A 12,632-nucleotide genomic window follows, 5' to 3' on the forward strand; every position below is an offset into this window, starting at 1 on the left:
TTAGTCAATAGATTGAGGATCGACCACGTCCGCCGTGGAGGAAGTGAGCAAAATGCCCAAGGAAAAGAAATTGACACGCGCTGAACAGAAGGCATTGCGACCACTGCAAATCCTTGAGGCGGCGTTCGAGGAATTCGTGAAAAACGGTTACTCAGCAGCCAGGGTAGAGGATGTCGCCGACCGGGTCGGTGTTACCAAGGGGACAGTCTACGTCTATTTCGAGACCAAGGAACAACTCTTCGAAGCAATGATCCAGCATATTTCCGCACCCTTCAGGAAAGTGCTGGAGACGTCCGAAACACTCGAGGGACGGCCAAGCGAAAGGCTACAACAATTCCTGGAACTTCTCTACGACCAGATTGTCGACGACCGAAAGACTAGGGAACTCCTAAGGTTCGTTATCGCTGAAGGGGCGAGGTTTCCGGACCTGGTCGATCGGCATCATGAGGAGTTCATCGCGCCCATCATCGGAAAAATTCAGGAGATCCTGGACGACGGGGCAGTTTCCAAGGAATTCAGCCGCAAGCCGGCAGAGTTCGCGGATGTCACGATGTCGCCCGCGCTGGCAATGGTAATCATCCGGCTCATGTTCGATGATCGTCACGGCATGGACCAGCGTGCCTTTCGCGACGAGCATCTGAAACTGGTGATGAAGGGGCTGAAGGACTGAGAAGAGGTGGGCAAGGCGCCGCGATTGCACGAGGTGGATGCGTAGGCACGCCAAGAGGGCCATTGCCTGCGTAACGCAACCGATAGGGAAAAGGATTTTCCTTCTTTTCGGCTGCAATCAGAAATATCGCCCTTCTTTATCTACTAAATTAATAGAGAAATAGAGCAGGATCAAATGCACCTTCGAGGTCAAGATGTATGCGCTAAGTCTTCTCGACAAAAGCCCGATCGCGCCCGGCGAAGGCACGGTCGCGGCGCTTACCAATACCGTCAATCTGGCAAGGAAGGCAGAAGAACTGGGTTATCGCAGGTTTTGGGTTGCCGAGCATCATGGCACGACCGAACTTGCAAGTTCCGCGCCGGAGGTACTGGTATCGTGGATACTGGCAAATACCTCCCGGATCCGCGTCGGCTCGGGCGGCGTCATGCTGCAGCATTACAGCCCCTACAAGATCGCGGAGGTCTTTAACCTCCTGTCGTCGCTGGCGCCGGGGCGTATCGATCTCGGGATCGGCAAGACCCCCGGAGGATTGCCCAGGTCAACGGCCGCGCTGCAGGCTTATCGATCGCAGAAGCCGGAATTCGAGGCTCAGCTTTCGGACCTGACGGCGTTCCTCGACAACGCGCTCGCTGATACCCCGGACGAGACGCGAGCCTTCCCGGGGCCTAAACCGCCGGTGCCAGCCGAACGTTTCCTGCTTGGCGCCAGCCCGGACAGTGCACGTCTGGCCGCGTTCCATGGCTGGGACTTCGTCTTTGCCGGCCATCTCAACGGCGACCCGGAAAATCTGCAGCTCAGCCTCGATACCTTTCGCAAGGAGAGCGGCGGCAGGTCTGCCATCCTGGCACTTGCTGCCTATGCTTCGGAAAATGCTGCCTATTCGGCGGCGCGGATTTCAGAGCTCAAGGTCTTCAAGGTCTTCCTCGACAATGGCCAGTCGGTGAGCCTCGGACGTCGCGAGCAGGCGGAAGAATTCGCAAGGCAGGCGGGAGCAAAGGAATACCGTATCGAAGAGCGAAAGCCGAGTGTCCTGCATGGCACGCCGGAGAGCATCCATGAGGAACTTGCGCGCCTGTCGACGCTCCACGGCATCGAGGAGTTCATCTTGGAACCGCCGGCCGTTGGCGCAGACGAGCGCCTTGCCTCCGTGGAGCTTCTGGCACGCAAGCGACTTTCCGCCGCCGCATGATTTCCTGAAGGAGATGATCAGATGAGCAAGAAAATCCGTTTTGGGATCATGCTGCAGGGCGCGGGTGGGCATATGAATGCCTGGCGTCATCCGAAGAGTCCTGTCGATGCGAGCGTCAATCTCGAATTTTTCAAGGCGGCCGCATTGAAGGCGGAGGCTGCCGGCATCGCCTTCGCTTTCGTGGCGGACGGACTTTATATCAATGAGAAATCCATTCCGCATTTCCTCAACCGGTTCGAGCCGTTGACGATCCTGTCGGCACTCGCGACCGTGACATCGAAGATCGGTCTCGCGGGCACGGTCTCGACCTCCTACAGCGATCCCTTCACCGTTGCCCGCCAGTTTGCTTCTCTCGATCTCTTAAGCGGGGGGAGGGCCGGCTGGAACGCGGTGACGACGCCGCTTGAAGGCACGGCGAGGAATTACAGCCGCAGCCACCCGGAACATGCGCTGCGCTACGAGATCGCGGACGAATATCTGCAGGTCGTCAAAGGTCTTTGGGACAGCTGGGACGACGATGCCTTTGTGCGTGACCGGGCAAGCGGCAAGTTCTTTGATCGCGAGGGGCTGCATCGGCTCGATCACAAGGGAAAATTCTTTTCGGTCGAGGGGCCGCTCAACATTCAGCGCTCGGCCCAGGGGCAGCCGGTTCTCTTTCAGGCAGGCTCTTCAGACGCGGGTATCGGGCTCGCCGGCAAACATGCGGATGCCGTCTTCACCAACGCGGTTTCGCTCGAAGATAACCAGACCTTCTTCAGGCGGGTAAAGCAGGCGGCGGTTGCGCAAGGGCGTTCGGCGGACGATGTGAAGATCTTCCCCGGCATCGGCCCGGTACTCGGCGAAACGCAGGCAGAGGCGGAAGAAAAATACCAGATCATCCGCAATCTGATCTCGATCGACGATGCGCTCGCTTATCTTGGCCGTTTCTTCGACCATCACGACTTCAGCGTCTATCCGCTCGACGAGCCTTTCCCCGAACTTGGTGATATCGGCAAGAACAGCTTCCGCTCGACGACCGACCGGATCAAGCGGGTTGCGAAAGAGAAAGGCCAGACGCTGCGCGAAGCGGCGCTCGAAGCAGCAACGCCACGCGAGGGCTTTGTCGGCACGGCGGATGCAATCGCCGGCAAGATCATCGAATGGGTGGAAAATGATGCGGCCGATGGCTTCATTCTCGGTTTTCCGGTGATTGCAGAAGGCCTGGATGATTTCATTCGGCTGGTGATCCCGATCCTCCAGGAACGAGGATATTTCGATCCACAATTGGAAGGGCAGACCCTGCGCGATCATCTGGCGCTGCCGCGGCGGGAGAGTGTCTACAAGGTGGAGCCGAGAGAAGCGGAGAAGGCGCGAGCTTGAGACACTGAAGAGGTAAACCGCCGCGCGTCGCGCGTGGCTCCAACCTTCGGGAAGCAAAGACGATGAATATCCATATTGACGGCGCGCGTCATCGCGACGACGCCGAACGGGCGATCCTTGCCTCGATCGATGAGTTCGTTGCCATGCGGCACGACCTGCATCAATACCCCGAACTGTCCTTCCAGGAGCGGCGGACCTCGGGAATCGTTGCCAAATACCTCCTGTCCTATGGCTACGAGGTCACGGAGGGTGTGGGCGGATATGGCGTGGTCGCGACGCTCCGCCGCGGGCAGGGCGACAAGCGCATCGGGATCCGTGCGGATATGGATGCGCTGCCGATCGAAGAGACGGCGGATCTGGCCTATGCCAGCCGAAATCCCGGCGTCATGCATGCATGCGGGCATGACGGGCACACCACGATCCTGCTTGCCGCCGCTCGCTATCTCGCCCAGCACGGCAAATTTTCCGGCACGCTCACGCTGATCTTCCAGCCGGCGGAGGAGGTCGGTGCCGGCGCCCGAAAGATGATTGAGGATCGGCTGTTCGAACGGTTTCCTGTCGATGCCGTCTTCGGGTTGCACAACTGGCCGGGCGTCACAACGGGGCAGTTCGGCTTCGTGGAAGGCCCGGCGATGGCCTCCGTTGATCAGGCACTGATCCGTATCGTCGGCAGGGGCGGTCATGGCGCGGCACCGCACGAGACGGTCGATCCGGTGCTTGCCTCGGCTTCTTTCATCACCGCTTTGCAAAGCATCGTCGCCCGCAATGTCGATCCGCTGGAAATGGCGGTGCTGACGGTCGGTTCGATCCACGGTGGTTCGGCTTCCAATGTCATTCCCGAAAGCGTCGAGCTGAAGCTGACGGCGCGGGCCTATTCCGAGGCGATCCGCAACAAGCTGCAAGAGCGTGTGCCTGCCCTTGCACGGGCCCAGGCCGACAGCTTCTGCGCCCACGCAGAAGTAAATTACCGTCGTGGCTTTCCGGCGGTCGTCAATCACATCGAGGAGACCCGCCTTGCTCGTCGGGTGGCGGAACAGAATTTCGCTGCAGAACAGATTGCGTCGGATTTCCGCCCCCGCACCGCCAGCGAAGACTTCGCCTATATGCTGCAGGCGCGGCCGGGTTCCTACCTCTTTGTCGGCAATGGCGACAGCGCTGCCCTTCACAGTCCCCAGTACGACTTCAATGACGAAATCATCGCGCCTGCCGCCAGGTTCTGGGCGCGGCTTGCTGAAACCTACCTGTCCTAATCAGCGATGCCCCAAAGGAGTAACCCGTGAGCGACCGTTTTATCTACACCACACCGCTTGATCCGCTGGCAAAGCCGTTGATCGATGAGCTTACTTTTGAATACGACAGCCGGTACGGCAGCTTCTACGACGCCGAAGGCGCGACGAAGGAAATGAACCGTTACGCTCCGGAGGTATTCGCACCGCCACACGGCAATTTCCTGCTGCTTCTGCGGAATGGGGAGGCAATTGCGGGTGGCGCCTTCATGCGCCATGAAGACGAGGGCACGGCAGAACTCAAGCGGGTCTGGACCCATTCAGACCATCGCCGGCAGGGTCTTGCCCGCAAGATACTGATCGAGCTGGAAGAACAGGCCGCGCGCCAAGGATACACACGCATCTATCTGACGACCGGCTTTCGCCAGCCGGAGGCCGTCGCGCTCTACCTTACCAACGGCTACTCCGCACTGTTCGACACGACAGCCGACCCGGAAACCATTCGCAAGCTGCCGTTCGAGAAGTCGCTCGCTTTTGACGCTTACGCCGCCCCCCGGGCAATCGTCGCGGCAACCCTGCACGGTGCAGCATGAGGGAACAGCCATGACGATCACAACCGATTTCAACGACGTCCGGGCGATCTCTCGAAAACCTGCAGTGGCAAAGGGCGACTATTCCCACTACCGCATCGTGCCGGCACGCTATCCGGCTCGCACCGCCGGTACTATCTTTGCATTGCTCGTCATCGTCGCGACGCTCCATTCCGTCCTCGGCAACCCTCGCTGGGGCTGGGATGTCTTTGCCGAATGGTTCTTCGCCGAACCGGTGCTGATTGGTCTCGGTCGCACGCTGCTTCTAACGCTGCTGGGTGCCTTCTTCGGCTTTGTGCTCGGCACCGCGTTGGCGCTAGCGCGCGTCTCCCGTTCGCCGCTTTTGGTCGGCGTGTCATGGACCTATATCTGGATCTTCCGCTCGATCCCGCTGATCGTGTTGCTCCTGATCCTCAACAATCTCGGTTATCTCTACGAGACGATCACGGTCGGCGTTCCCTATACCGGCATCAACTTCTTCAGCTGGAATACGACGCAGCTCATCACGCCATTTGCCGCCGCGGTGCTCGGCCTAACTCTCAATCAGGCGGCCTTCGCCTCCGAGATCATCCGTGGCGGTATTCTGTCCGTCGATCAGGGACAGCTCGAAGCGGCGTCGGCGCTCGGCCTGCCGCGAGGTCGCCAGGCATCGCGGATCGTCTTGCCGCAGGCGATGCGCTCCATCCTGCCGACCGCTTTCAACGATTTCATCGGGCTGGCGAAGGGTACGTCCCAGGTCTATATCCTCGCGCTGCCGGAACTCTTCTATACGATCCAGATCATCTACCGCCGCAATCTGGAGGTCATTCCACTCCTGATGGTGGCGACCGTGTGGTATCTCGTTATCCTCACGGCATTATCGATCATCCAGCACCATATCGAGCGCCATTATGCGCGCGGTGCTTTGCGCAACCCGCCCCCCTCGATCTTCGCCAGCCTCTATCGACGCTTCATGCCTCAGGTAGCTTCAACACCAAAGGCAACCGAAGCAGCCCCCAGGTCAGCTCAACGCCGCGCCGAACTCGCACCGTTTAGAACGCGTGGCGGGGAGGTCACCATCCATGGCGTCTCGAAGAGCTTCGGTCAATTGAAGGTCCTGGATCAGGTGACCCTTTCCATTCCGGCTGGCAGCGTCACTACCATTCTTGGCCAGTCAGGATCGGGCAAGTCGACGCTTCTGCGTTCGATCAACCATCTGGAGCGAGTCGATGACGGATTCATCGCCATCGACGGCGAGCTGATCGGCTATCGGCAGGACGGCGAGACGCTCTACGAACTCAAGGAGCAGGATATTCTGAAACGCCGGGTCGAAGTCGGCATGGTGTTCCAGAACTTTAACCTCTTCCCGCATTTGACCGTCATCGAGAACCTTGTCGAGGCGCCCGTCACCGTTCGCCGCGTCTCTCGTGAGAAGGCGGAAGCCGAAGCGCGCGAACTCCTCGCCCGCGTTGGACTTTCGGAAAAGGCGGATGCCTACCCCCGACAGCTTTCCGGTGGTCAGCAGCAACGGGTTGCCATCGCCAGGGCGCTGGCGCTTAAACCGAAGGTCCTGCTGTTCGACGAGCCCACCTCCGCGCTGGACCCGGAACTCGTCAACGAAGTGCTCGACGTCATCAAGGAACTAGCTCGTTCCGGCACGACGCTCATCATCGTCACTCATGAAATCGGCTTTGCCCGCGAAGTTTCCGACCTCGTGGTCTTCATGGAGCAGGGCCGCGTTCTCGAAACGGGCGCGCCTGACAAAGTCTTCAACAGACCAGAACATCCGCGCACTGCCGAATTCCTCGCCAAAGTTCTCTGAAATCATCAAATCAAAGGGACGGACTGCATGTCGTACAAATCAAAGCTTCTGAGCATCGCAGTGAGCGGCCTTTTGGCGCTCTCGACCGCTCTTGCATCAATTGCCCATGCCGAGGGGGTCGACCTTTCTCCCGAGCAGAAGGATCGCGTAAGGGCCGAAAAGGTGCAGGCGGCGATCGATCTCCTGCCGGAAGACTATAAGTTCACTGATCCCGGCAAGCTGACCGTAGCGTCGGTGCCGGGAAGCCTGCCCTTCGCCGCATATGGTAATGACACGAAGACCCCCGTTGGCGCCGAACCCGATATTGCCCAGCTCGTCGCCGATAGCCTTGGTCTCAAACTGCAGCTTGTTCCCGTTGCCTGGGCCGACTGGCCGCTCGGCGTTGCGTCCGGCAAATTCGACGTAGTCATCCACAATGTCACGGTGACGGAGGAGCGCAAAGAAAAGCTCGATTTCTCGACCTATCGCAAAGATCTGCTCGGGTTCTACGTGGCCAATGACAGCAAAATCCAAAGCATCAGCAAACCGGAGGACGTTGCAGGTCTCAAGGTCATCGTCGGTGCCAGTACCAACCAGGAGCAGATCCTTCTGCGCTGGAATGAGGCGAATATCGCCAAGGGGCTGAAGCCGGCCGAAATCCAGTATTACGACGATGTCGTGGTCCAGGATCTGGCGCTCCAGTCTGGTCGTGCCGATGCCTATCTCGGACCAAATGCCATTTCAGCCTTCAAAGCTGGGCAAGGCAACAAAACGCGGCTCGTCGGCACCTTCTCCGGTGGCTGGCCCATCACTACGGAGATCGCAGTGGCGACCAAAAAGGGCTCCGGCCTTGCCGATGCCATCACGACTGCGATCAATGCGCAGATCAAGAACGGCAATTACGGCAAGGCGCTCGCGCGCTGGAACCTCTCTGCCGAAGCAATCCCCGAATCCCAGACCAATCCTCCCGGCCTTCCAAAGAAATAATCCACTTGGCGCGGGCTCCCTCCTGTGCCCGCGTCCCTTTTTATTCAGACGGAATCTCTCGATGACCCTCCTCAGCAAGACCCCCTCCTTCGTTGCCGCAGGCATCGTGGCCTCTGCCATTGGCCTCTCGCCTGCTGAAGCGGCGAACGACGTCTTCGACCTCTCGCCCGATCAGACGGGCCGCGTGCGTGCCGAAAGGGACGCGGTTGCAATTGCTGCCATCCCGAAGGGCTTCAAGTTTGTGACCCCCGGCAAGCTGACTGTGGCGGTATCACCGGGAGGTCCGCCGCTCGCGACCTATGCCACCGATGCCAAGACGGTTGTCGGGGCGGATCCCGATTACGCGTTTGCCATTGCCGACAGCCTCGGTCTGGAGCTGGAACTGGTACCGGTCGCGTGGGCTGACTGGCCCTTAGGGCTCGTTTCCGGCAAATACGACGCCGTGATCTCAAATGTCGGCGTCACCGAACAGCGGAAAGAAAAGTTCGACTTTTCCACCTATCGTCAAGGCCTGCACGGCTTCTTCGTCAAGGCCGACAGCAACATCAGGGAGATCAAGGAGCCAAAAGACGCTGCTGGTCTTCGTATCACGGTTGGAGCCAGCACTAATCAGGAGCGTATCCTCCTCAAGTGGAGCGACGAAAACGTCCAGGCGGGACTGAAGCCGATCGAACTCCAGTATCACGACGATGAGGCGGCCCGGCTTGTCGCCTTGCGGTCCGGTCGGGTGGACGTAATCGTCCAGCCGCATGCGCAGCTCGTCTACATCGCCACCCGAGACAAGAACATCAAACGCGTCGGTACGCTGTCGGCCGGTTGGCCAGAGCGATCTGACGTCGCCATCGCTACCCGCAAGGGATCGGGACTGGCTGATGCGCTCACTCTCGCGACCAATGGTTTGATGAAGAACGGGGCCTACGCCAAGGTTCTGGCGCGATGGCAACTTTCGGAAGAGGCGCTGCCTGAATCGCGCACCAATCCCCCAGGCTTACCAAAGAGCTGAGCACCCGCTTCTGGAGCCGCGGCCCGTCCTCTTGTCTCAGCCGCGACCTTGTCGGTAGCTCCGACGAGATCCTCGAAAGGCTGTTCACCGACAGCGTTCTATCGCAAGTCGGGGAGCTTCGGCTGGAATTGCCTTATGAATTCGCTCTGGAGGAATACGTCCAGATCATCTCCGATTTTGCCGAAAAGATCGCACCTGCGCTGGGCTGGAAGCTTTTGCCGCAGGAGTTGGACACTCCACATCAAGACACGTCGAAAGTATTTGCATGACCCAGGACCGCAAGCCGAACAGCTCGTTCGGCATCAACACCCAACTCGTACGCGCCGGATACGACCCCTTCGACTACCACGGCTTCATCAATCCGCCGCCCGTCCGGGCCTCGACCGTTCTCTTTCCTACCGCCGAGATCATGGAGACACACGCCCAGAAGTATACCTATGGTACGCGCGGGACCCCGACCACCAACGCGCTTTGCGACGCGATCGACGAACTGGAAGGTGCGGCCGGAACCATCCTGGTTCCATCCGGTCTTGCGGCGGTGACGATCGCCTTTCTTGCCTATCTCTCGCCCGGCGATCACGCGCTGGTGGTGGATTCCGTCTATGGGCCGACCCGGCATTTCTGCGAGACGATGCTATCCCGCTTCGGCGTCGAGGTGGAGTTCTACGACCCGATGATCGGGGCCGGCATCGAAACACTCTTTCGCCCGAACACGAAGCTCGTCCATACCGAGGCGCCGGGGTCCAACACATTCGAGATGCAGGACATCCCGGCGATCGTTGCCGTGGCGCATCGATACGACGCCGTCGTGAGCATGGACAACACGTGGGCGACGCCGCTCTACTTCCGGCCACTCGACTTCGGCGTCGATGTCTCCATCCAGGGGGTCACGAAATATCCGGCCGGCCACTCCGACATTCTGATGGGTACCGTCTCTGCCAATGCAAGGCACTGGCCGAGACTGAAGGAGACCAATGGTTCGCTTGGTATCTGCGGTGCCCCAGATGACGCCTATCAGGTATTGCGCGGGTTGCGCACAATGGGTGTTCGGCTTGAGAGACATCAGCAAAGTGCGCTTGCCATTGCCAAATGGCTGGAGAGCAGGGAGGACGTCGCGCAAGTCCTGCATCCGGCGCTTCCAAGTTTCCCGGGACACTATCTCTGGAAGCGTGATTTCAAGGGCGCGAGCGGCATTTTTTCCTTCGTGCTGCGCGTCGAGCGGAAGGAGGACTACAAACGCAAGGCGCAGGCTTTCCTCAACGCTCTCACCCTCTTCGGGCTCGGCTATTCCTGGGGCGGCTTCCCGAGTCTCGCTCTCCACGTCAGCCTGTTCGACCGGAAAGTCACTCCGCCGCCGACGGGTGGTCCGGTTCTTCGCTTGCAGATAGGGTTGGAAGACGTGGGCGACCTGATCGGGGATCTCGAGCGAGGGCTAAGAGCTGCAGGAGAGGCCTGAGGTCGCTCGCTATAAGGACACCTGCCTAGATATCGCCGTGACGTCGAAGTGATCCGATTTGAGGCGCCTCCAAGGTGCCAACGAGATTGCCGATTTGCCGATCGGCCGCATGATTTCGGGCTCGGGATCAAGGCGGCCCACCCGCATCGGCACAGGTCCCGACATATTTACCAACCGCGTCACCTCTTCTCCAGAATCGTGATAAAGACCGGTGGTGCAGCCGCCCACCGAACGGTAATGGAAAAAGGCGGTGCTGAGAGACGGCTTCGCATTTCCGGTGCGGCCAGCGATTTGCACCCCGGAGATAAGCATGGCCGCCACGGACGTTTCATTTTCTCGTACGTTGCTCGTTGAAGGCATTGCAGCATTGGATGCCCAATGCGTAGCGGGGCGCGAATGCGCGGCGCCTCGATCAGAGGGTGTGCGATGAGGATCGGTTGCACGGGCCTTGCCATATCCATGATGGTGGTGGCCGCCTTCCTGAATAGCCTCGACGCAATTATCGTGCGATCCTTGGCAGGTGAAGTGCATCCGTTGATGATCGGCTTCTTCCGGTCGTTCTTCGGGCTCCTCATCGTCTCTCCGTGGATCGTCGCACGGATTGGCCTTAAAGCATCTCCCTACCGCGTTCTACACGCTGTGCGTGCTGCTCTGAAGCTTGCCTCGCTCGTCACCTTGTTCATCGCCTTTGCGCATGCGCCATTGGCGGACGCCACGGCCATCAATTTCACCATGCCCGTGTTTCTCGTGCTCGGTGCGTGGCTGCTGCTGGGAGAGCGTGTTGGCATGGCCAGTGTTGTCGGCATATTTGCAGGGCTCGTCGGCGTCGTGATCATCATTCGCCCGGGAGCTTCCGGTTTCGACCAATGGCTGCTGTTTGCGTTGGCGGGCGCGATCTTGACGGCGGCTAGCCAGTTGATGCTGCGGCGTATGGCTCTGAGAGACAGCACGGATCGGCTGGTCGCATGGAATCTCATCATGACAGTACCGCTCGGCTTCATTGTCATGTTGCCGGTCTGGTCGATGCCGACATGGAACCAGCTGGGACTGCTTGCCATCCAAGGCGTGCTTGGCGCGCTCAACATGACGCTGATCACGCGCGCTTTCGGTCTGGCGAATGCAAGCGTACTAGCGCCGTTCGATTTTCTGCGGCTTCCGATCGTGGCGCTGATGGCGTTCACCCTTTTCGGTGAAACTCCCGCAGCTCAGACGTGGATCGGTGCCGCCCTGATCATCGGTGCAGCCATCGTCGCGAGCAGCGGCTGGCCGTGGCGGCGAAAGCCGCCTGTCGATGGCTTGTGACGATTTTCAAAAAAAGGCGGTTCACAAAAATTCTAGATGCACTAATATTTCACTTGGAGCGGGTGCTGGTTCATGGAAAGCATTGCCGTTGAGGAGAGACACGGCGTTTCCGGACTAAGCAAAAGACTGCATGCATTCACTCGGGAGGAGCGGCATGAAGAGTTTCATCGGCAAACGGGCGATCGCCAGCGGCGTATCGCTCGTGGTCCTCATCGTTATCGTATTCTTCTTGTCCCGGCTGACGGGCGATCCGACCGACCTCTACCTGCCGCTTGATGCGACCACGGAAATGCGGCAGCAGTTTCGTGAGATCAACGGCTTCAACGATCCGTTGATTGTGCAGTTCGGTCGCTACGTGTCGGATCTTGTACAGGGAAACTTCGGCCAGTCTCTGCGGCAAGCGCGCCCTGCCATGGATGTCGTACTGGAAGCCTTCGTCTGGACGTTCTGGCTGGCGGTCATCACCATGGCACTGGTGACGGTGGCCGCGATCATCATCGGTTCGCTGGCTGCGTTTCGCGTCGGCGGCGTATTCGACCGCATTGCCACCTTCTTCTCGCTGATCGGTGCCGCGGCGCCGGACTTCTGGCTGGCCATCGTGGCGATCGTGATCTTTGCGGTCAAATTGCACGTTCTGCCGACATCGGGAACGGGAAGTGTGTGGCACTGGGTCCTTCCGGTCGGTGTTCTGTTCATCCGGCCCTTCGGCTTGATCCTGCAGGTGGTGCGCGGCTCGATGATCAGCGTGCTCTCCTCCGCCTATGTGAAGACGGCCCGTGCCAAGGGTGTGCGGTCGACCTCGATCATCTTTGTTCACGGATTGCGCAACGCCATGCTGCCGGTGATCACTGTTATCGGCGACCAATCGGCTGCCATCCTGAACGGTGCTGTTGTCGTCGAGACCGTGTTCGGTTTCCCGGGCATAGGCAAGCTGATGATCGATTCGATACTGCTTCGCGATTTTGCCGTCGTGCTGGCCGTAATCATGGTCTCGGCACTGGCGATCTTCATCATGAACCTGTTGATCGACCTCGCCTATGCGTTGCTCGATCCGCGTATCCGGTATTGAG

At 59.4% G+C, this 12,632-nt stretch carries 12 protein-coding genes and 1 pseudogene; 12 read left to right on the forward strand and 1 reads right to left on the reverse strand.

The features are described 5' to 3' along the window. The first annotated feature begins 52 nt into the window (after positions 1–52). From C5L13_RS21865 to C5L13_RS21905, 10 genes and pseudogenes are all read left to right on the forward strand, one after another. Positions 53–670: a TetR/AcrR family transcriptional regulator gene (locus C5L13_RS21865; protein ID WP_105385382.1), complete on the forward strand. Its 618-nt coding sequence runs from the start codon at positions 53–55 to the stop codon at positions 668–670. A 193-nt stretch (positions 671–863) separates the two neighbouring features. Then, positions 864–1,859, forward strand: coding sequence for an MsnO8 family LLM class oxidoreductase (locus C5L13_RS21870; RefSeq protein WP_105385383.1), 996 nt, complete (start codon positions 864–866; stop codon positions 1,857–1,859). Between the two features lie 21 nt (positions 1,860–1,880). After that, the gene (locus C5L13_RS21875) at positions 1,881–3,218 is read left to right on the forward strand and encodes an LLM class flavin-dependent oxidoreductase (RefSeq protein WP_105385384.1); all 1,338 of its coding nucleotides are present in this window, start codon (positions 1,881–1,883) and stop codon (positions 3,216–3,218) included. A 62-nt stretch (positions 3,219–3,280) separates the two neighbouring features. Next, positions 3,281–4,468, forward strand: a complete 1,188-nt coding sequence (locus C5L13_RS21880; protein ID WP_105385385.1) for a M20 aminoacylase family protein — start codon at positions 3,281–3,283, stop codon at positions 4,466–4,468. 26 nt (positions 4,469–4,494) lie between these two features. Beyond that, on the forward strand, positions 4,495–5,037 hold the full coding sequence (locus tag C5L13_RS21885) for a GNAT family N-acetyltransferase (RefSeq protein ID WP_105385386.1): 543 nt from the start codon (positions 4,495–4,497) through the stop codon (positions 5,035–5,037). Positions 5,038–5,047: 10 nt separating this feature from the next. Further along, a complete protein-coding gene (locus C5L13_RS29495; RefSeq protein ID WP_105385387.1) occupies positions 5,048–6,835 on the forward strand; it encodes an amino acid ABC transporter permease/ATP-binding protein in 1,788 nt (595 codons plus the stop codon). Between the two features lie 27 nt (positions 6,836–6,862). After that, positions 6,863–7,801, forward strand: a complete 939-nt coding sequence (locus C5L13_RS21895) for an ABC transporter substrate-binding protein (RefSeq protein ID WP_105385388.1) — start codon at positions 6,863–6,865, stop codon at positions 7,799–7,801. A 61-nt stretch (positions 7,802–7,862) separates the two neighbouring features. Beyond that, on the forward strand, positions 7,863–8,804 hold the full coding sequence (locus C5L13_RS21900) for an ABC transporter substrate-binding protein (protein ID WP_105385389.1): 942 nt from the start codon (positions 7,863–7,865) through the stop codon (positions 8,802–8,804). 38 nt (positions 8,805–8,842) lie between these two features. Continuing rightward, positions 8,843–9,073: pseudogene (locus C5L13_RS29380) on the forward strand (hypothetical protein); the annotation flags it as partial. Then, on the forward strand, positions 9,070–10,260 hold the full coding sequence (locus tag C5L13_RS21905; RefSeq protein ID WP_105385390.1) for a cystathionine beta-lyase: 1,191 nt from the start codon (positions 9,070–9,072) through the stop codon (positions 10,258–10,260). The pseudogene C5L13_RS29380 and the gene C5L13_RS21905, both read left to right, overlap by 4 nt. A 9-nt stretch (positions 10,261–10,269) precedes the next feature. On the opposite strand, the gene C5L13_RS21910 is transcribed toward C5L13_RS21905, so the two are convergent. After that, entirely contained in the window at positions 10,270–10,581 is a 312-nt protein-coding gene (locus C5L13_RS21910) for a hypothetical protein (RefSeq protein WP_158693505.1), read from the reverse strand. Between the two features lie 105 nt (positions 10,582–10,686). On the opposite strand from C5L13_RS21910, the gene C5L13_RS21915 reads away from it, so the two are divergent. Both C5L13_RS21915 and C5L13_RS21920 read left to right on the forward strand, forming a co-directional pair. Continuing rightward, positions 10,687–11,562 (forward strand): DMT family transporter, encoded by an 876-nt coding sequence (locus C5L13_RS21915; protein WP_105385392.1) that lies wholly within the window; start codon positions 10,687–10,689, stop codon positions 11,560–11,562. A gap of 154 nt (positions 11,563–11,716) precedes the next feature. Next, on the forward strand, positions 11,717–12,631 hold the full coding sequence (locus C5L13_RS21920) for an ABC transporter permease (protein WP_105385393.1): 915 nt from the start codon (positions 11,717–11,719) through the stop codon (positions 12,629–12,631). The last annotated feature ends 1 nt before the right edge of the window (position 12,632 follow it).

This window comes from Neorhizobium alkalisoli, from assembly GCF_002968635.1.
GTDB classification, from domain to species: Bacteria; Pseudomonadota; Alphaproteobacteria; order Rhizobiales; family Rhizobiaceae; genus Neorhizobium; species Neorhizobium alkalisoli.